The 17,667-nt window shown below is 63.0% G+C and carries 21 protein-coding genes and 1 tRNA gene; 11 read left to right on the top strand and 11 right to left on the bottom strand.

The genetic code is table 11. The features are described from left to right. The first annotated feature begins 61 nt into the window (after nucleotides 1–61). From JHW44_RS11805 to JHW44_RS11780, 6 genes are all read left to right on the top strand, one after another. On the top strand, nucleotides 62–1,183 hold the full coding sequence (locus JHW44_RS11805; protein WP_089342706.1) for an SPOR domain-containing protein: 1,122 nt from the start codon (nucleotides 62–64) through the stop codon (nucleotides 1,181–1,183). Nucleotides 1,184–1,194: 11 nt separating this feature from the next. Beyond that, the gene (gene nagZ, locus JHW44_RS11800) at nucleotides 1,195–2,190 is read left to right on the top strand and encodes a beta-N-acetylhexosaminidase (RefSeq protein ID WP_089342707.1); all 996 of its coding nucleotides are present in this window, start codon (nucleotides 1,195–1,197) and stop codon (nucleotides 2,188–2,190) included. 80 nt (nucleotides 2,191–2,270) lie between these two features. Beyond that, nucleotides 2,271–3,083 (top strand): segregation and condensation protein A, encoded by an 813-nt coding sequence (locus JHW44_RS11795; RefSeq protein ID WP_179217618.1) that lies wholly within the window; start codon nucleotides 2,271–2,273, stop codon nucleotides 3,081–3,083. A gap of 76 nt (nucleotides 3,084–3,159) precedes the next feature. Next, nucleotides 3,160–3,777 carry an SMC-Scp complex subunit ScpB gene (gene scpB, locus JHW44_RS11790; RefSeq protein ID WP_089342709.1) on the top strand — a complete coding sequence of 206 codons (618 nt, stop codon included), beginning with the start codon at nucleotides 3,160–3,162 and terminating at the stop codon, nucleotides 3,775–3,777. 9 nt (nucleotides 3,778–3,786) lie between these two features. Next, a complete protein-coding gene (locus tag JHW44_RS11785) occupies nucleotides 3,787–3,987 on the top strand; it encodes a hypothetical protein (protein ID WP_089342710.1) in 201 nt (66 codons plus the stop codon). 38 nt (nucleotides 3,988–4,025) lie between these two features. Beyond that, complete coding sequence (locus JHW44_RS11780) at nucleotides 4,026–5,135, top strand: THUMP domain-containing class I SAM-dependent RNA methyltransferase (protein WP_089342711.1); 1,110 nt, start codon at nucleotides 4,026–4,028, stop codon at nucleotides 5,133–5,135. A 3-nt stretch (nucleotides 5,136–5,138) separates the two neighbouring features. Here the strand turns inward: JHW44_RS11780 and JHW44_RS11775 are convergent, their stop codons facing one another. The 7 genes from JHW44_RS11775 to JHW44_RS11745 all read right to left on the bottom strand — a co-directional run bounded on the left by JHW44_RS11775 (nucleotide 5,139) and on the right by JHW44_RS11745 (nucleotide 10,451). Further along, nucleotides 5,139–6,206: a 2'-deoxycytidine 5'-triphosphate deaminase gene (locus JHW44_RS11775; protein WP_089342712.1), complete on the bottom strand. Its 1,068-nt coding sequence runs from the start codon at nucleotides 6,204–6,206 to the stop codon at nucleotides 5,139–5,141. 73 nt (nucleotides 6,207–6,279) lie between these two features. Next, nucleotides 6,280–6,357, bottom strand: a tRNA-Pro gene (locus tag JHW44_RS11770). 76 nt (nucleotides 6,358–6,433) lie between these two features. Beyond that, nucleotides 6,434–7,063 carry a MerR family transcriptional regulator gene (locus JHW44_RS11765; protein WP_089342713.1) on the bottom strand — a complete coding sequence of 210 codons (630 nt, stop codon included), beginning with the start codon at nucleotides 7,061–7,063 and terminating at the stop codon, nucleotides 6,434–6,436. Between the two features lie 15 nt (nucleotides 7,064–7,078). Further along, entirely contained in the window at nucleotides 7,079–7,381 is a 303-nt protein-coding gene (gene ihfA / locus JHW44_RS11760; protein WP_089342714.1) for an integration host factor subunit alpha, read from the bottom strand. Nucleotides 7,382–7,488: 107 nt separating this feature from the next. Then, nucleotides 7,489–8,574, bottom strand: coding sequence for a TRAP transporter substrate-binding protein DctP (gene dctP, locus JHW44_RS11755; RefSeq protein WP_089342715.1), 1,086 nt, complete (start codon nucleotides 8,572–8,574; stop codon nucleotides 7,489–7,491). Nucleotides 8,575–8,614: 40 nt separating this feature from the next. Next, nucleotides 8,615–9,940 carry a TRAP transporter large permease gene (locus tag JHW44_RS11750; RefSeq protein ID WP_179217605.1) on the bottom strand — a complete coding sequence of 442 codons (1,326 nt, stop codon included), beginning with the start codon at nucleotides 9,938–9,940 and terminating at the stop codon, nucleotides 8,615–8,617. Further along, nucleotides 9,930–10,451, bottom strand: coding sequence for a TRAP transporter small permease subunit (locus JHW44_RS11745; RefSeq protein ID WP_245846731.1), 522 nt, complete (start codon nucleotides 10,449–10,451; stop codon nucleotides 9,930–9,932). Before JHW44_RS11745 ends, JHW44_RS11750 begins: the two co-directional genes overlap by 11 nt. Before the next feature lie 160 nt (nucleotides 10,452–10,611). Between JHW44_RS11745 and JHW44_RS11740 the strand changes: the two genes are divergently transcribed. Continuing rightward, nucleotides 10,612–10,884, top strand: coding sequence for a DksA/TraR family C4-type zinc finger protein (locus JHW44_RS11740; protein WP_089342717.1), 273 nt, complete (start codon nucleotides 10,612–10,614; stop codon nucleotides 10,882–10,884). A 21-nt stretch (nucleotides 10,885–10,905) separates the two neighbouring features. Here the strand turns inward: JHW44_RS11740 and JHW44_RS11735 are convergent, their stop codons facing one another. From JHW44_RS11735 to JHW44_RS11720, 4 genes are all read right to left on the bottom strand, one after another. Then, complete coding sequence (locus JHW44_RS11735; RefSeq protein ID WP_179217606.1) at nucleotides 10,906–11,880, bottom strand: beta-ketoacyl-ACP synthase III; 975 nt, start codon at nucleotides 11,878–11,880, stop codon at nucleotides 10,906–10,908. Further along, nucleotides 11,877–12,989, bottom strand: coding sequence for a phosphate acyltransferase PlsX (gene plsX / locus JHW44_RS11730; protein ID WP_089342718.1), 1,113 nt, complete (start codon nucleotides 12,987–12,989; stop codon nucleotides 11,877–11,879). The genes JHW44_RS11735 and plsX overlap by 4 nt, the downstream gene beginning before the upstream one ends. Nucleotides 12,990–13,013: 24 nt before the next feature. Beyond that, on the bottom strand, nucleotides 13,014–13,220 hold the full coding sequence (gene rpmF / locus JHW44_RS11725; RefSeq protein WP_089342719.1) for a 50S ribosomal protein L32: 207 nt from the start codon (nucleotides 13,218–13,220) through the stop codon (nucleotides 13,014–13,016). A gap of 238 nt (nucleotides 13,221–13,458) precedes the next feature. After that, the gene (locus tag JHW44_RS11720; protein WP_089342721.1) at nucleotides 13,459–13,998 is read right to left on the bottom strand and encodes a YceD family protein; all 540 of its coding nucleotides are present in this window, start codon (nucleotides 13,996–13,998) and stop codon (nucleotides 13,459–13,461) included. A 148-nt stretch (nucleotides 13,999–14,146) separates the two neighbouring features. Between JHW44_RS11720 and JHW44_RS11715 the strand changes: the two genes are divergently transcribed. The 4 genes from JHW44_RS11715 to JHW44_RS11700 all read left to right on the top strand — a co-directional run bounded on the left by JHW44_RS11715 (nucleotide 14,147) and on the right by JHW44_RS11700 (nucleotide 17,618). Further along, nucleotides 14,147–14,596 carry an outer membrane protein assembly factor BamE gene (locus JHW44_RS11715; RefSeq protein ID WP_089342722.1) on the top strand — a complete coding sequence of 150 codons (450 nt, stop codon included), beginning with the start codon at nucleotides 14,147–14,149 and terminating at the stop codon, nucleotides 14,594–14,596. Beyond that, complete coding sequence (locus JHW44_RS11710; RefSeq protein WP_089342723.1) at nucleotides 14,593–15,339, top strand: SseB family protein; 747 nt, start codon at nucleotides 14,593–14,595, stop codon at nucleotides 15,337–15,339. The genes JHW44_RS11715 and JHW44_RS11710 overlap by 4 nt, the downstream gene beginning before the upstream one ends. A gap of 47 nt (nucleotides 15,340–15,386) precedes the next feature. Then, nucleotides 15,387–16,079: a CDP-alcohol phosphatidyltransferase family protein gene (locus JHW44_RS11705; RefSeq protein WP_089342724.1), complete on the top strand. Its 693-nt coding sequence runs from the start codon at nucleotides 15,387–15,389 to the stop codon at nucleotides 16,077–16,079. Nucleotides 16,080–16,148: 69 nt separating this feature from the next. Next, on the top strand, nucleotides 16,149–17,618 hold the full coding sequence (locus tag JHW44_RS11700) for an ABC transporter substrate-binding protein (RefSeq protein WP_089342725.1): 1,470 nt from the start codon (nucleotides 16,149–16,151) through the stop codon (nucleotides 17,616–17,618). Nucleotides 17,619–17,667: the final 49 nt, after the last annotated feature.

Genomic DNA, 17,667 nt, shown 5'->3' with positions numbered 1-17,667 from the left:
CGCCTCGGGATGTGATGAGCAGTCAACGGTAAAGTCGGGTTAACCGGCAGACAGGCAGGCTATGGCAGTGATGGATTTCCGCGAAGGCGGCTATGTGTTTTCGCGCCACAAGGTGCGGCGCGAGTTCTCCTATGATCAGCATGGTTCTGATGACGGTCAGTCCAACCATGATCACAGCCGTTTTGTCGCCGACCCGGATGGCACCGACAGCTTCTCGTCCCGTATCGGGCGGTTGACCCATTACCTTGGGGCTTTGGCCTCGGTGGCGTTGATGGTCGGCCTGATGGCCTGGGGCTGGCAACTGGTCTCGCGCGATGTTTCGGGTGTTCCGGTGATCCGCGCGGTTGCCGGCGATGCACGGACCGCGCCGGAAGATCCCGGCGGAGAACTGTCCAGCTATACCGGCTATGCCGTCAACAGCGTCGCGGAAGGCGCACCAGAGCAGCCGGTGCAGCAGGTCGCGATCGTTCCTGACGGGGGTGAACTGACCGATGAGGATGTTCCCATGGGGGCCTTCGGCATTGCCGCCCATGAACCGACCAATCCCAAGGATGCGCCACTGAATTTCGATGGGGCGCCTGTCGTGCCGCTGTCTGACAGCGAAGCGCGGGCCCTGGCCGAGGCACGGGCGGCTGCAGAAGCCGAGCGTCTGGCCCTTGCTGCGGCAGATGTCGAAAAAGCCGCCATCATCGATGCTCCGGCCAGTGAAGGCCCGGTGAATGAGGTCATCACGGATGAGAACGGCCAGCCGGCCCAGACCGATGCGATTGCCGCCGCGCTGGCCGAGGCGCAGGCCGCCGCGAATCCGGGGATCCTGCGGGCTTCCTCGCGTCCGGCGCCGCGCCCGCGTCACATGCGCGTGGCTTCTGCGGGCACCACCGCGACCGATGCCCGCCCTGCCGCGCCTCCGGCGGCCCCGGTTCCCGCAGCGGCGGCAAGTGGTCCACTGGTGCAGATCGGCGCATTTGACAGCAATGCCATTGCCTCGGGCGAATGGAACCGGTTGACCGGCAAGTTCGGCTCTCTGTTTTCGGGCAAGGGGCAGGTAATCCAGAAGCACCAATCCAATGGCCGGACCTTCTGGCGGCTGCGGGTTGCCGGATTCGGTTCGATCAGCGAGGCACGTCAATTCTGTGCAGCCCTGAAATCGGGTGGCACCGACTGCCTTGCGCTGGCCCGTTGAGCCGAAGCGGGATGGCACATGGCGCGACCATTCTGGGCGGCATCGCCGGGACCGAACTGTCCCCCGAGGAACGTGACTTCTTCCGTGCCGCCGATCCCTGGGGCTTCATTCTTTTCGCCCGCAATGTCGAATCGCCCGAGCAACTGCGTCGTCTGACGGGGCAGTTGCGCGATTCCGTCGGCCGTGATGCGGTCATCACCGTCGATCAGGAGGGCGGCAGGGTGCAGCGCCTGCGCGCACCGCATTGGGCAGAATGGCCTGCGCCACTGGATCAGGCCGAGGCAGGCGCGCGCGCCATGTGGTTGCGCTACTATCTGATTGGCCGTGAATTGCATGACGTCGGGATCGATTCCGATTGTGCGCCGACACTGGATGTCGCGCAGGCCGACACGCATCCGTTCCTGCGCAATCGCTGTCTGGGCAGCGACCCGGATCAGGTTGCCACGTTGGGACGCGCGGTGGCAGAGGGGCTGTTGGCGGCGGGTGTGCTGCCGGTCATGAAACATATGCCGGGTCACGGGCGTGCAGTGGCCGACAGCCATCACGACCTGCCCCGCGTCAGCTCCAGCCTGCAGGAACTGGATGCGCTGGACTTCGCGCCTTTCCGGGCGCTGGCAGATCTGCCGATGGGGATGACGGCACATATCTGCCTTGATGCGGTGGATGATGCGCCAGCGACGGCCTCGGCCCCGGCGGTGCAGCTGATTCGGCAGCAGATCGGCTTTGACGGGCTGCTGATGACCGATGACATCACCATGCAGGCGCTGTCGGGAACCGAGGCGGAACGGGCGCAGGCCTCGATTGCCGCCGGATGCGATCTGGTTCTGCATTGCAATGGCAGCGTTGCCAGCATGGAGCCGGTGGTCGCCGCAGCGGGGCAGATGACCCCGCAGGCACAACGCCGCGCCGATGCGGCCCTGCAGATGCGTCAGGCGCCGCAGGATCTGGATCGCCACGCATTGCAGGCCGAATGGCAGGCCTTGGTCGCGGGACTGGCCCTGACTTGACTTGCGACGTTGCTGGCCCGACTCTGTCTGCCTGATTGATTGGAGGTCGCGTGACCCGTTCCGGCAGCGAAGTGCCCTATCTGAAGCCCGTTCCGACGTCGCCCGCCGAGGGCGGTGACGATGCGATAACGGTCGCTCAGCGGCGCGCGGAAGAGGCGCTGATCGTCGATGTCGACGGCTATGAGGGGCCGCTGGATCTGTTGCTGACACTGGCGCGCACACAGAAGGTCGATCTGATGAAGGTCTCGGTGCTGCATCTGGCCGAGCAATATCTGACCTTTGTGGAGCAGGCGCGCAAATTGCGCATCGAGCTGGCGGCCGACTATCTGGTCATGGCAGCCTGGCTGGCCTTCCTGAAGTCACGCCTGCTCTTGCCGCCAGATCCCGAGGCCGAAGGCCCTTCGGCCGAAGACATGGCCGCGCATCTGGCCTTTCAGCTGGAACGGCTGGACGCGATGCGGCAGGCAGCGGCCCAGTTGATGGCGCGTGACCGGCTGGGGATCGATCGTTTCAAACGCGGGGCCCCTGAAACCGTTGCGCGCAAGCGGCGCACCGAATGGCAGGCCGGCTTGCTGGACCTGATGCGCGCCTATGCACGACTGCGCACCAAGGATGAATTCCGCCCCTATGCCTTTGACCGGCAGGACATCTATACCATGGAGCAGGCGTTGGAACGCCTGCGCCGCATGATCGGCTATGTGGGGGACTGGACCGAGCTTTCCGATTTCCTGCCCGAGGGATGGGGCGGGCCGGGCGCAAGGGTCCGTTCAGCGACCGCCGCGACCTTTGCTGCCTCGCTGGAGCTTGCGCGACAGGGTCGGTTGGAGATACGCCAGAGCGAAACCTTCGCACCGATCAGCTTTCGGCGCAGACCCATATCCGATCAGAACTGACGTGACCGAGCCAAATCATACCCAAGACCAGATTTCCGCCGACAGGGTGCGGGCAGGTGATGTGACGCCTCCGCCCATGTCCGAACAGATGCGGATGGTTGAGGCCGTGCTGTTCGCTGCCGCCCAGCCGATCAGCCTCAATGAACTGAAGAACCGCTTGCCGGCTGGAAGCGACCCGGCCGAAGCCTTGGCGCTGTTGCGCATCCAATATGAAGGGCGCGGTGTCGTGATCGAGCGCATTGGCGACGGCTATGCCTTTCGCACGGCCGCAGATCTGGGCTTTCTGATGCAGGCCGAGGCCGTCGAGCAGCGTCGCCTGTCGCGCGCCGCAGTCGAGACCCTGGCCATCATCGCCTATCATCAGCCCGTGACCCGTGCCGAGATCGAGGAAATCCGCGGTGTCAGCGTCAGTCGCGGCACGCTGGACCAGTTGATCGAGATGGAATGGGTCCGCATGGGGCGTCGGCGGATGACCCCCGGACGCCCCGCCACCTTTGTCGTGACCGAGGCTTTTCTGGACCATTTCGGGCTGGAATCGGCGCGCGACCTGCCGGGTCTGTCGGAATTGCGCGCAGCCGGTCTGCTGGAGTCCCGCCCGGCCGAGGATGGGCTGGCGCTGCCGGGGACGGGTCAGGATGACGAAGCCGAGGAAGATCCCGCCGACCCGGCGGATGATTTCTTCGAGGAAGAATAGGAAGAAGACATGGGCCAGATCATCAACATGATTCTTCGCCAGATTCTTCGGCAGGCCATGCAGTGGGGCATTCGCAAGGGCGTCAACAGGATGGGGCAGAACCCGGGCAAGACCGGGTCCAGGGCATCGCCACAAACCGCCCGGAACCAGCAGCAGACCGTAAAACGCATTCGGCAGGCGATGCGCGTAATCCGGAGAATTGGTCGCTAAGCCTCGCCATTGGGGCGTCCAGCGGCTAAGGCGGATGCATGAGCAATGAAGATTTCGAGATTTTCCTGGTGGCGACGCCAGGGCTGGAACAGCCCTTGGCATCGGAAGCACGGGAATTGGGCTGGCAGCCGGTCGTGCAGCCGGGCGGTGTGGCCATTCGCGGTGGCTGGCCTGATGTCTGGCGCGCGAATCTGTGGCTGCGCGGGGCGACGCGAGTGCTGGCGCGGGTTGGCAGTTTTCGGGCGATGCATCTGGCGCAGCTGGACAAGCGCTCGCGCAAGTTTCCCTGGGCCGAGGTGTTGCGCAAGGACGTTGCGGTGCGCGTCGAGGCCACTTGCAAGGCCAGCCGGATCTATCACGCCAAGGCCGCCACGCAACGGATCGAACGGGCCATCCAGGAAGAACTGGGCGCGACGATCGCGCCCGATGCGCAGGTGGTCGTCAAGGTCCGGATCGAAGACGACCTGGTCACCATCAGTCTGGATACGACAGGCGAATCGCTGCACAAGCGCGGTCACAAGGAAGCGGTGGCCAAGGCTCCGATGCGGGAAACCATGGCAGCCATGTTCCTGCGCGAAATGGGTTATGACGGATCTCAGGCGGTGCTGGACCCGATGTGCGGATCAGGCACATTCCCGATCGAGGCCGCCGAAATGGCCGCCGGAATGGCGCCGGGGCGCTCGCGCAGCTTTGCCTTTGAAACGCTGGCGAGTTTCCGTCCCAGAATCTGGCAGGATCTGTGCGCTGAATCACCGAACCGCCCCCCTGCGGCGCGCTTCTATGGCAGCGACCGTGATGCCGGGGCAATTCGCATGAGCGTGGCGAATGCCATGCGCGCAGGTGTGGCAGAGGCGATCAGCTTTGAATGCCGTCAGATCGCTGATCTGCAACCCCCCGATTGCGATCCGGGGCTGGTGATCCTGAACCCGCCCTATGGCACGCGGATCGGCAACAAGGGCCCATTATATGGGCTGCATGCCGCCATGGGCGAGGTGTTTCGCGAGCGTTTCAAGGGCTGGAAAATCGGCATCATCACCAGCGAGGCCGGCTTGGCCAAGGCGACCGGGCTGAAATTCCTGCCCGCCGGACCCATCGTGGCCCATGGCGGGCTGAAGATCCGGCTGTGGCAGACCGCGCCTCTGGGTTGACCCTCAGACGAACTGCTTAGCCAGCTTCAGGCCCTGCCCCTGATAGTTCGACTTGATCCCGGCGCCGTAAAGACGGTCGGGGCGGGCTGCCATGCGTTCATAGACCAGCCGTCCGACGACCTGCCCGTGTTCCAGCACGAAGGGGGCCTCGTGGCAGCGCACTTCCAGAACGCCGCGTGACCCGGCGCCGGAACTGCCAATGCCGAAACCGGGATCGAAAAAGCCCGCGTAATGCACGCGAAACTCTCCGACCATGGCAAGATAGGGCGCCATTTCGGCGGCGCAATCAGCGGGGATGGCCACGGATTCGCGGCTGACCAGAATATAGAAGGCTCCGGGATCAAGGATCAGCCGGCCCTCGGTCGTGTGCAATTCGTCCCAGAAATCCGCCGCGGGATATTGCGCGATGCGGTCCAGATCGATCACGCCGCTGTGGGGGCGGGCGCGATAGCCGACCAGATCGCCCCGGGCAGGGCGCAGATCGACCGAAAAGCCCAGCCCGTGGTCAATCAGGGCCTCGCCCTCGACCAGTGGTTCACGGGCGTTGAGATCACGCAGTTCCTGATCGCTGAGCACGGCCTGTCCGCGACGCAGGCGCAACTGGTTCAGGCGCATGCCGGGACGAACCAGCACCGAAAAGCTGCGCGGGCAGATTTCCGCATAGAGCGGGCCGCTATAGCCATCGGGCAGGCGGTCGAATTCGGTGCCGTCATCGGTCACAAGCCGCGTCAGCAGGTCCAGTCGTCCGGTCGAGGATTTGGCATTGGCGACGGCGGTCAATCCCGGCGGCAGGCTGAGACGTTCGTTCAGCGGGACCAGATAGACACAGCCGCGCTCCAGCACTGCACCGCCGCCGAGATCCATTTCATGCATCTGGAAATCGTTCAGCCGATCTTCGATTCGCTGCCCGCGTCCGGCCAGAAAGCTGGCGCGCAGGCGATAGGCCTTGTGGCCCAGCCGCAGGTCCAGGCTGGCAGGTTGGATCTGTTCGGGGATGATCTCGGTCTGGGCGGAAATCGCACCTTGATGGATCAGGTCGCGGATCTCGCTGTCAGGCAGAACGCCGTTCATCACTCTTCCCCCGGTAAACTGGCTGGCAGAAACGGAAACGCCCACCCCCGCGAAGGAGTGGGCGTTTTCGAAGTGGTCGGGCCGGCGAGATTCGAACTCGCGGCCTTCCGTCCCCCAGACGGACGCGCTAACCAGGCTGCGCCACGGCCCGACGCCGGCCATATAGATCGAAGCGGCAGGGATGCACAAGGCCCAGGACGCGGAAATTTGTGATCAGGGGCCATCAATCAGTAATAATTTGCGCCGATGTTCTGGCTCAGCGCGGAAATCGTCGTGCGCGCGGCGGGCAGACGCGGGTCATCGGCCGTGATGCGCCGCAGGATCGCGGCTGTCGAAACCAATCGCGCCAGCCAGTTCGCCCCGGCATCGTCGCGTGACGGTTCCTGCTGCAGGGGCAGTTCGGGCGGCTCGGCGGGGCGAACTGGCTGGCCAAGAGGCCGGTCGGGGGCTGCGGTCTCTGCCCCATTGCCGATGACAGCATCTGGCGCGTCCGGCGCAGCATCATGGCGGGTGATCCGCTCTGTTGAGCCGGTTTGGCCCTGTGAATCGGTTTCGCCCTGCGGAGCGGGTTCCAGCATGCGCAGACGTTCCGCCCCGCGCTGGCGGACCGCTTCTCCGCGATCCTGTGCCATCAGCTTCTTGGCTCCGCGAATGGTCAGCCCATCCTCGCGCAGGACTTCGCACAATCCGGCTGCAAGGCGCAGATCATCCGGGCGGTAATAGCGCCGCCCGTCGGGGCGCTTCATGGGGCGCAGCAGTGTGAACTGTGTCTCCCAATAGCGCAGGACATGCGGCGCAACACCGATCAGTTTGGCGACCTCACCGATCGAGCGGAATGCATCTGCTCCCTTGTTCATTTTTGGAAATGCGCCCTATCGCTTGTTACCGGCGGCCACCCGCTCCTTCATCAGATGGGAAGGACGGAAGGACAGCACCCGGCGCGGCGTTATCGGAACCTCTTCACCGGTTTTGGGATTTCGGCCAATCCGCTCGTTCTTGTCACGAACGCTGAATGTGCCAAAGGAAGAAATCTTGACCTGTTCGCCACGCACCAACGCGTCCGAGACATGCTCCAGAACGCTTTCGACCAGCTGCGCGGACTCGTGACGCGACAGGCCCACGTCGCGGAACACAGCTTCAGCCAAGTCCATACGGGTCAGCGTTTTTTCGCCCATGATTGATCCTCTTTTGCGTTAACAGGATGAGGCCGAAAGGGCCTACTGTCAACGTGAAGGGCGGGGAATCGTTCCCCGCCCGACACTTGCGCGACAAAATCTGCGGATTACTGCGCACAGCTTTCGATTTTGGCGAGATCGGGCCCGTTCGGAGTCCTCCCCAGGTTGAAGGGCGCCGAGGCGTCACGCCAGATTGCATAGTCCTGCAGATAGCCGACCTGGCTGGCATAGACCTTGGCCGACAGCGGGTTTTCACAGGCGACTTCCTCGATGGTCTCATTGGCCATCTTCTGGATCTCTTCCAGCGCCGCATCGTCAAGGCGGTTGATCTCGGTGCCGGCTTCCTGGAACTTGGCAAAGGCTTCGGTCGCACGCTTTTCGGTGAAGGCCAGGCTCCACAGCATCGTGGCATCGGCCGCAGTCTTCAGACGTGCCTGGGTTTCCTCGTCCAATGCATCCCATGCGGCCTTGTTGATCATCACCCCAAAGACCGAGGAGGACTGGTGCCAGCCCGGCGTCGACCAATATTTGGTGACCTGCTGGAAGCCACCCGAGAAATCGACATTCGGGGTCGAGAACTCGGCACCGTCGATCACGCCGCGTTCCAGCGACTGATAGATCTCGCCGCCGGCCATGCTGACCTGATTGCCGCCCAGCTTTTCAAGAAGCTTGCCCTGTTCCAGACCGGACAGGCGCAGCCGCAGCCCCTTGAGATCCTCGACCGTCTTGATCGGCTTGTCGACGGTGCGGAAGCCGGATTCATTGTTGGTGACGCCATAGGGCAGATAGACCATGCCGAATTTGCCATAGACCTCGTTATAGAGATCCGCGCCGCCCCATTCCTGAATCCAGTTCACATAATCGACGGCGTTGAACAGGCTTGCCGTGGTGGCAAGGGGCGAGAATGCGCTGTCACGGCCCGCCCAATAGCCCGGCCAGTCTCCACCCGCCTGAATGGTGCCCGATTCAACGGCCCCAAAGACTTCGCCGGCGGGAACCAGACTGCCGCCTTCGTAGAATTCGATGGTCAGTTTGTCATCGTCGATCAGGTCGTTTGCCAGCTGCGCCCAGTGCTTGTCGATCTCGATAAGCTCAAGGCTCGACGGCCAGGTGGTGGTCATGGTCCAGTTTTCGGCCAGGGCCGGTGCCGCCACGGACAGGGCCAGAACGGTGGTCGTGAGCAGTGTTTTCATTCGTTATACCTCCTCAGTAATGTTGAAATGCCTGATCGCGTCAGCCGCCGTAGAGCCGTGTCGGCAGCCATGTGACCAGACCGGGAAACAGGATGATCAGCGCACACATCACCACGATGAGGGCAATGAAGGGCAGCACGCCGCGGATGATATCCGTGGTCGAAACCTCGGATGGTGCAATTGCGCGCATGTAGAACAACGCATAGCCGAAGGGCGGTGACAGAAAGCTGGTCTGCAGGACCACTGCCATCAGCACCACGAACCACAGCGGTTCGATGCCCATTTCGCTGACCAGCGGCAGAAAGATCGGAAAGGACAGCAGCACGATGCCGGTCCAGTCAAGGAACATGCCAAGGATGAAGACGACGATCAGCATGACCGCGATCAGCGTATAGGGATCATCCGCCAGCCCTCGAATCAGGTCCTGGCTGGCGCGCAGGCCGCCGGTGATGTTGAAGACACCGGTAAATGCGGTTGCGCCGACGACGATGAACAGGATCATCGCAGAGGTGCGACCGGTCTCCAGCAGCGCGGAATAGAAGGTCTTCCATTCAAAGCGACCGCGGAAGATGACGATCAGCAGGGCCAGAACGGCACCGATCGCGCTGGCTTCGGTTGCGGTGGCGATACCGGCCAGAAGCGACCCCAGAATGCCGAGAATCAGGACCAGGGGCGGCACGGCCTCGGCGATCAGCATGCGCCACAGGGCGCTGCGACTGATCTGCTCGTCATCGCGGATGGGCGGTGCCCAGTCGGGTCGCATCCAGGCGATTGCCGCCACGTAAAGCGCATACATGACGCCCAGAACCATGCCGGGAATCATCGCCCCTGCGAACAGCTGCCCGACCGACAGCCCCGGTGCATAGGAGGCCATCAGGATCAGCATGATCGACGGCGGGATCAGAATGCCAAGACAGCCCGAGGCCGCAATCAGCCCCGTGGCCAGGCGTTTGTCATAGCCATATTGCAGCATGGGTTTCAGCGCCATCATGCCCATGACCGTGATCGAGGCCCCGATGATGCCGGTGGTCGCCGCCAGCAGGATCGAGATGAACACCACCGCCAGGCCCAGTCCGCCGGTGACGCGCGCCATCAGGTGGCGCAGCGCCTCGAACATCCTGTCGGTCACGCCGCTGTCGGAAAGAAAGCGTGCCATCAGCACGAAGAGGGGAATGGCGATCAGCACGTAATTGTCCAGCACATCGCCGAAAATCCGGTTGATCACGATGCCCAGCACCATCGGCTTGCCGGCGATGATCGCGCCAAGGACCGCCGTGCCACCCAGCACGAAGGCCAGCGGATGCCCCATGAACAGGCCCAGCAGCAGCAGGCCCGACATAATCAGTGCAATCGATTCACCGGACATCCATAGGCTCCATCGGTTCAACATGTCCGGTCTTGCTCAAGACCAGTTTCAACACTTCGCTGAGGCCCTGAATCAGCAGCAGCACGGCGGCAAGGAACATTGCGATTTTCAGCGGGTAAACCGGAAGCTGCACCGCCCCATAGGTCAGTTCACCCTGCTTGTAGGATGTCATCGCGAAATCGAAGCTGCGCCGGGCAAAGACCCATGAAAAGGGAAAGAAGAAGATCAGGTATCCGGCAACCTCGACCCAGCGTCTGGCCTGGGTGCCAAGGCGTTCGGTCACAAGGTCGACCCGGACATGGGCCTGATGGCGCAGCGCATAGCCCCCCAGCATGATGAAGTAGAATCCGTAAAGCTGCTTGGTCAGATCGAAGGCCCATCGTGTGGGCTCGCCAAGGAAATAACGCATGAAAACGTCATAGATAATGATACCGGCGAAGACGATCGCTACGATCGACACGATCCGGCCGACGACTTCGTTGATGCCGTCGATCACACGAATAATCGGCAAACTATGGACCCTCCCAAGGTCAGAGGCTTGAGGTTCACGCGCCTCTTTGAAGACAGTGTTTCTTCTGGTGGCGAGGCTGTCAACCGATTGAACGTAATCGGTGAAAATTTGAATTTGATGACCGGACTGCCTATCTTGGGGCTTTACAGGAGGGTGAGCCATGGCAGGTGGATGGGCCCGCGACGATGCGGTCAATGAACAGATCGAGATCAGCACGGCCGAGGCGATAGCGCGGGCGCGATTGCGCAGTGCGGCGCCGGCGCGTCCGTCGGCCGAGTTCTGCCGCGAATGCGATGAACCGATTCCCGAACCGCGACGGATTGCAATGCCGGGGGTGCAGCTTTGCGTCGAGTGTCAGTCTGGCCATGACAGGGCAGGGCGGAAGACAGGCGGCCTCAACCGGCGCGCCAGCAAGGATTCACTGCTGAAATGATCCGCAACTGCGCTTTGCGGCTTACCAGCGCAGGACGACCGATCCCCAGCTGAGGCCGCCACCGATGGCCTCGGTGACCAGGACATCGCCGGGTTTGAAGCGGTTTTCGCCATTGGCGATCGACAGGGCCAGCGGGATCGAGGCCGCCGATGTATTGCCGTGATCGGCCACCGTCAGCACGACCTTTTCCATCGGCAGGCCCATTTTTTGGGCGGTGCCGCTGATGATGCGCTTGTTGGCCTGATGGGGCACCAGCCAGTTCACGTCCGAGGTTTCCAGCCCGGCCTTGTCCAGCGCGGCATGGGCGGTCTTGGTCAGCTTTTCGACCGCGTGGCGAAACACCAGATTGCCCTGCATGCGCAGTTGTCCCGCGGTGCCCGTGGTCGATACGCCGCCATCGACATAGAGCAGATCGCGATAGGTGCCGTCACTATGCAGGTCGGAGGACAGGATGCCACGATCATCCGAGGTTCCGGCACTGTCGCGTGCCTCCAGAATCACGGCCCCGGCCCCGTCCCCGAACAGCACGCAGGTGCTGCGGTCGGTCCAGTCCATGATGCGTGAAAAGGTCTCGGCGCCGATCACCAGAAGACGATTGGCCATTCCGGCGCGCAGCATGGCGTCGGCATTGGCCAGCGCAAAGACAAAGCCTGCGCAAACAGCCTGCACGTCATAGGCAAAGCCACGTGTCATCCCCAGTCCCGATTGAACCATGGTGGCGACTGCGGGAAAGGTGAAATCCGGGGTCGATGTGGCCAGAACGATGCCGTCGATTTCATCGGCGGTCAGCCCGGCATTTTCCAGCGCCGCCTTTGCGGCGCGGATGGCCAGATCGCTGGTGGTCTGGCCATCTGCCGCGAAATGACGCCGCTCGATCCCTGAGCGAGAGCGGATCCATTCGTCGTTGGTGTCCAGCCGTTCTTCGAACCAGCTGTTTTCCACAACACGTTCGGGAAGGTAGTGCCCGGTGCCGACGACGATGGATCTGCGAATCATGATGTTACCTCGGTCTCGTCGGTATCGCCCGGGTTTGCCACGACGCTTTGGGCGACCCGGGCGGCGAGCCGGTCCTGAAAGCCGGATTGAGTCAATGTGAAGGCCAGCTTGATCGCCGCCGCAACGCTTGTTGCATCCGCGGACCCATGCGATTTGACCACGGTTCCGTTCAACCCCAGGAAGATGCCGCCGTTCACGCGACGCGGGTCGATGCGCTTGCGCAGCCGCCGCAGCGACGTCATGGCAAGAAGGGCTGCGAATTTGGACATGAACGAATTGGCGAAGGCTTCCTTGAGAAAATCTCCGACCAGCTTGGCTGTGCCTTCGCCGGTCTTCAAGGCGACATTCCCGGTAAAACCGTCGGTCACGATCACATCTACGCGTCCCGAGGGCAGATCGCCGCCTTCGACAAAGCCGACATATTCGAAATTGCCGCTTTCGGCAGTTGCGGCGATCAGGTCGTTGGCCTGTTTCAGCTCGGCCCGGCCCTTGTGTTCTTCGGTGCCGACATTCAGCAGCCCGATTCGCGGGCAGGTGACCCCAAGGCCATTGCGGGCATAGGACGCCCCCATCATCGCATATTGCAACAGATCATGGGCATCGGCGCGGATGTCTGCGCCGCAATCCAGCATGATGTTGAAACCCTGCGGGCTTTTCGAGGGCCACAGGCAGGCGATCGCGGGCCTGTTCACGCCGGGCAGCTTGCGCAGCCGCAGCATCGACATGGCCATCAGCGCGCCGGTGTTCCCGCAGGAAATCGCGGCCCCGGCCTCGCCTTTCTTGACGGAATCGATGGCGGACCACATCGAGGTTCCCGTGCCCTTGCGCACGATCTGGCTGGGCTTGTCCTCCATGGTCACCACATCATCGCAGTGGCGGATGTCGCAGCGTCCGGCAAGGTCCTTGCGACGACCGATCAGGCGGCGAAGCTGGGCTTCGTCACCATGAACGATGAATCGGATGTCGGGATTCTTGCGCGCGCTTTCAGCCATGCCGGCGACGATGACCGAGGGGCCTCGGTCGCCACCCATCGCATCAATCGAAATGACCACGCTGCCCCCGGTTTCGGGGGCGCGCGGATCTGAATTGGTCGCGGAATCGACGGTCATTTAATTGGCGCGGGCGGGCCCGGATCAGGCCGCGTCGTCGTCCAGGTCGATCTCGTTTGCCTGCGCGACAACTTCACGGTCGGCATAGTGGCCGCAGGACGGGCAGACGTGATGCGGGCGCTTCAGTTCGCCGCAGTTCGGGCATTCATTCGGGTTACCCGCAACCAGCGAATCATGCGCGCGGCGCATGTTGCGTTTCGAGCGGGTTACGCGGTTCTGGGGGACAGCCATGTCACGACCTCGTTTCGGGGTGCGGCGATCAAACGCCTTCGCACCGTGTGTATGGAATTCGAAAATGAACCGCGCAGATACGCGATGAAATGCCGGCCCGCAAGCCCTTGCAGCAGGCGGCCCGCCCTAATTGCACCGAATGGCCGCCGAAAAACCAGCCCCGCGTTCATTTCCAGGGCATCGAACACCCCGGTTGTGGTCTTGCTGCAACGCTGCAGGGGCCGGGCGGCAGGCTGCATCAATCTTCTCCGCCCGGCCCCGACAGGCCGCCCAGCAGCTTGTCCAGCCCGGCAAAGGGTTTTTTCGTGTCCGGCGTATCATCCTCGATCGCCGAATCCCCCAGTGCGGCATCCTTGGCCCGCGGATACTGGGGCAGGGCCAGCGCCAGGGCTTCGATCATCACGGCCGACAGGTCGATGAATTGCCCCAGCGGTTCCAGGGTTTCATCCGGCATTTCGACCTCTTCTTCCTCGGGCGGGCGCAGATGGGGCGAAAACACCCGCTCGACCGGTTCGTCGATGCCGGTCCGGACTGGCTTCAACGTGATCACGCAGGGTTGAACAACCCTTGCGCGCAGCTGGCCGGTCAGCGCCCAGGCATCACCACCACGCGCGCGAATCTCGCCTTGAAACGAAAGTTTCGGCAGGTCCGAAATCTGCAGTTCTTCGGCAATGGCCTTGCGGGTGCTTTCATCCGGGGTCAATAAGAACGGCGTGGCCGCGCGCGGGTTCAGATGCGCGACGCGCAGGCGTTGCGTATTCGGGGTCGGGGCGGGCATTCTGGGGTCTCCGGGGTTCATGAGGCGGATATGATGACGACAAGCTGCCGACAAGCCCCCGCCGTGAATGGATATTCTTGAGCGCGGTGCCCGAGTTTGCTAAGGCAGGCAGGCCGCGTCAACCGTCCGAGCAGAGGAAACACGATATATGGCTACCATCAGGAACCTGTTGATCCTGGCTTTCGTAGCCGCATTTGGCCTTGCGGCCTGCTCGGCGGTCTATCGCAATCACGGATTTGTGCCCCCCGACGAGGATCTGGAACAGGTTGTCGTCGGCCAGACCACCATGGGCGAACTGGAAGGCCTGATCGGACGTCCCTCGGCGCAGGGGCTGCTGACCGGATCGGGGTGGTATTACGTCGGCTCACGCTGGCGCCACTATGGCCCCTATGAGCCCGAGGAGGTCAGCCGCGAGGTGGTGGCCGTATCCTTCTCGCCTTCGGGCACGGTCAGCAATGTCGAGCGTTTCGGGCTTGAACGCGGTCGAGTTGTCGTTCTGTCGCGCCGGGTCACCGAGGGCAGCATCACCGAGATCTCGCTTATCGGGCAGCTGCTTGGCAACCTTGGCAACTTCCAGGCCGGTGACTTCATAAATTGAGTGCGCTGGACGATCTTGCCGTGGAGCCTTTCCACGATGCCGGCGAGGCGCAGCGGGCACGGATGCTGTCGCGGCTTGCCGATACGCAGCTTTCGGTGGCGCTGGTCGGTGAGCCGGTCGGCGATCAGATCGAACTGCGGATGTTCCCGCTGGAACACGGGCCGGTTGCGCTGGCCTGCGATTCCGAGGACCGGCTGGCCGATTTCTTCGGGGAAGCGGTTGCCTATGCGGCGATGCCGGGCCGGGTGCTGGCCGGATTGTTGCGCGATGAAGGGGCAGGGCTTCTGATCAATCCGGGCCACCCGTCGGAAATGATGCTGGATGCGGCCATTCTGGATTGGCTGGCGGGCGCCCTGGCGGCCCGGCCCGAAGCTGCGCAGGCACGCCTGCGTCTGCTGGCCCCGGCCCCCGGCGTCGTGGCAGATCTGGCATTGCCGCTGGCTGAGCGGCTGGCCGATATGCGCGAGCTTGTTTCGGGTGCGGCGCTGGCCGGTGTCGGTCGCGATGGCTCATCCGAAGAGCTTGCCGGCCATGTTGTCGTGATCGCGGGCGCTGACGAGGGACATCAGGACGCCATTGCCAAGGCCCTGTCCGAGGCATTGGCCTTTCTGCCCCCGCAAGACGGCGGCGTCGATATCACCTTCCGCGATGGGCCGCTGCCCCCTGCCGCGCTGCAATTTGACCTGTCGCCGCCCGAGCCGGCCCGGCCCAGGCGCCGCGACGGACCACCGATCCTGCGTTGACACGGGTATTGGTTGCGTCACGGATCGCAACCTGACAGAACGTGCAAATGCAAATTCGTTACAAGGCCTTGCTCGTTCATCTTCTGACCGCCACCGGCGCGGTCCTTTCCATGCTGGCGATGCTGGCCGCGGTGCATGGGCAATGGTCGCTGATGTTCCTCTGGCTGGTCTTTGCCTTTGTGGTGGATGGTGTCGATGGCCCCCTGGCCCGGCGCTATCACGTCAAGAAGAACTGGCCGGAGTATGACGGCGTCCTGATGGACCTGATCATCGACTATCTGACCTATGTGTTCATTCCGGCCTTTGCGCTGTTCGAATCGGGGCTGCTGTCCGGCTGGGCGGGCTGGCTCGCGATCATCCTGATCGTCTATGGCAGCGTCGTCTATTTCGCGGATTCGCGCATGAAGACCACCGACAACTCCTTTGCCGGATTTCCCGGCTGCTGGAACATGGTGGTGATCGTGCTGTTCGCGACCAAGCCGCATGGGATCGTCATTCTTGCGATCGTGGTGGCGCTGACGGCCGCGATGTTCACGAACATCAAGTTCATCCACCCGGTGCGGACCGAACGCTGGCGCAGCATTTCCCTGCCCGTCGCGGTGGCCTGGGTGGTCTTTGCGGCATGGGCTGCCTGGGTGGATTTCCATCCCGCAAGCTGGGCGATCTGGGGGCTGGTGGGCACTTCTGTCTGGTTGCTTCTGGCTGGGGCCGCGCAACAGATCTGGCCTGCAAGGCGCTGATCCGGCGGGGTTGCCTGTTACGCCGTTCCGACCGATGATCCCTTCCGACAGGGATCCGGAGAACGGCTTATGTGGGACATTCTGAAATCTTCCGTGGCGGCAGTTGCGCTGTTGACGGGCGCGGCCTGGGGGCAGGACAGCATCACGATCGGCATGGTGCTGGAGCCGCCCAATCTCGACCCGACCGGTGTTGCGGCTGCGGCGACAGACGAGGTCGTCTATGCCAATCTGTTCGAGGGGCTGACGCGTTTCGGACCGGATGGCTCGGTCAGGCCCGCCCTGGCGGCCAGTTGGGATGTCGAGGACGATGGGCGCAGCTATCTGTTCCACCTGCGCGAGGGTGTCACCTTTCATGACGGCACTGCCTTTGATGCCGAGGATGTGCGCTTCAGCCTTGATCGCGCGCGCGCCGCGGATTCGACAAATGCCCAGAAGCAGCTTTTTGCCGGGATCGAAGCGGTCGAGATCGTGGACCCGCTGACGGTCCGGGTCAGGCTGACACGGCCCGACGGAAACTTCCCCTTCAAGATGGCCTGGGGCGATGCCGTCATGGTGTCGCAGGACAGCATCGCCGATATCGCCACCGCTCCGGTCGGGACGGGACCGTTCCGATTCGAGCGCTGGGTTCAGGGCGATCGAGTCGAGTTGTCGGCCTATGACGGCTATTGGGGCGAGAAACCCGCGCTGACCCGCGCGACATTCCGTTTCATCAGCGATCCGACGGCGGCTTTCGCGGCAATGATGGCCGAGGATGTGGATGCCTTTCCGAATTTCCCCGCGCCGGAAACCTTGCCGCAACTGCAGGCCGATCCGCGATTCGAGGTGATCGTCGGCACGACCGAGGGCGAGACCATTCTGGCGATGAACAACAGCCAGCCGCCTCTGGACGATATCCGGGTCCGGCAAGCTATTGCGCATGCGATCAATCGTGCGGATATCATCAATGGCGCGATGTTTGGCTATGGCACGCCGATCGGCAGCCATTTCGCGCCGCATCACCCCGATTACGTCGATTTGGCGGGGCTGTCGGCCTATGATCCCGAACTGTCCAGAACTCTGCTGGCGGAACTGGACGAGGCACCACGCCCGTTGCGTCTGGCGCTGCCGCCGCCCTCTTATGCGCGGCGCGGCGGCGAGATTGTGGCCTCGCAACTGCGCGAGGTCGGAATCGAAACCGAGATCACCAACATGGAATGGGCGCAATGGCTGGAAACGGTCTTCAAGGGTGGGGACTTCGACCTGACCATCGTCAGCCATACCGAGCCGCTGGATATCGATATCTATGCCCGGCCCGATTACTATTTCCATTACGACGGCGCGCGGCTGGCCGAGGTCATGGCACAGCTTCAAACCGCGGTCGATCCGCAGGAACGCAGTGCGCTGTATCAGCAGGCGCAACGGCTTATTGCCGAGGATTATGTCAATGGCTTCCTGTTCCAGCTGGCCAAGACCGGGGTGGCCAACGCGCGTCTGGAAGGCCTGTGGGAGAATGCGCCGACACAGGCGAATGACCTGACCGGGGTGCGCTGGGTCGATTGAAGCCGCAAGTGACGTGGAATTGAAACGGGCGCCCTCGGGCGCCCGTTCC

This window comes from Paracoccus seriniphilus (genome assembly GCF_028553745.1).
In the GTDB taxonomy this organism is placed as follows: Bacteria; Pseudomonadota; Alphaproteobacteria; order Rhodobacterales; family Rhodobacteraceae; genus Paracoccus; species Paracoccus seriniphilus.
The sequence above is the reverse complement of the archived record's forward strand: the minus strand, read 5'-3'. Positions and strand labels throughout refer to the sequence as shown.

Coding starts and splice junctions, on each gene's coding strand:
- JHW44_RS11805 (WP_089342706.1), top strand. CDS start 62: ATGGCAGTGATGGATTTCCGCGAAGGCGGCTATGTGTTTTCGCGCCAC.
- nagZ (WP_089342707.1), top strand. CDS start 1,195: ATGGCACATGGCGCGACCATTCTGGGCGGCATCGCCGGGACCGAACTG.
- scpB (WP_089342709.1), top strand. CDS start 3,160: ATGTCCGAACAGATGCGGATGGTTGAGGCCGTGCTGTTCGCTGCCGCC.
- JHW44_RS11785 (WP_089342710.1), top strand. CDS start 3,787: ATGGGCCAGATCATCAACATGATTCTTCGCCAGATTCTTCGGCAGGCC.
- JHW44_RS11780 (WP_089342711.1), top strand. CDS start 4,026: ATGAGCAATGAAGATTTCGAGATTTTCCTGGTGGCGACGCCAGGGCTG.
- JHW44_RS11775 (WP_089342712.1), bottom strand. CDS start 6,206: ATGAACGGCGTTCTGCCTGACAGCGAGATCCGCGACCTGATCCATCAA.
- JHW44_RS11765 (WP_089342713.1), bottom strand. CDS start 7,063: ATGAACAAGGGAGCAGATGCATTCCGCTCGATCGGTGAGGTCGCCAAA.
- ihfA (WP_089342714.1), bottom strand. CDS start 7,381: ATGGGCGAAAAAACGCTGACCCGTATGGACTTGGCTGAAGCTGTGTTC.
- dctP (WP_089342715.1), bottom strand. CDS start 8,574: ATGAAAACACTGCTCACGACCACCGTTCTGGCCCTGTCCGTGGCGGCA.
- JHW44_RS11750 (WP_179217605.1), bottom strand. CDS start 9,940: ATGTCCGGTGAATCGATTGCACTGATTATGTCGGGCCTGCTGCTGCTG.
- JHW44_RS11740 (WP_089342717.1), top strand. CDS start 10,612: ATGGCAGGTGGATGGGCCCGCGACGATGCGGTCAATGAACAGATCGAG.
- JHW44_RS11735 (WP_179217606.1), bottom strand. CDS start 11,880: ATGATTCGCAGATCCATCGTCGTCGGCACCGGGCACTACCTTCCCGAA.
- plsX (WP_089342718.1), bottom strand. CDS start 12,989: ATGACCGTCGATTCCGCGACCAATTCAGATCCGCGCGCCCCCGAAACC.
- rpmF (WP_089342719.1), bottom strand. CDS start 13,220: ATGGCTGTCCCCCAGAACCGCGTAACCCGCTCGAAACGCAACATGCGC.
- JHW44_RS11720 (WP_089342721.1), bottom strand. CDS start 13,998: ATGCCCGCCCCGACCCCGAATACGCAACGCCTGCGCGTCGCGCATCTG.
- JHW44_RS11715 (WP_089342722.1), top strand. CDS start 14,147: ATGGCTACCATCAGGAACCTGTTGATCCTGGCTTTCGTAGCCGCATTT.
- JHW44_RS11705 (WP_089342724.1), top strand. CDS start 15,387: ATGCAAATTCGTTACAAGGCCTTGCTCGTTCATCTTCTGACCGCCACC.
- JHW44_RS11700 (WP_089342725.1), top strand. CDS start 16,149: ATGTGGGACATTCTGAAATCTTCCGTGGCGGCAGTTGCGCTGTTGACG.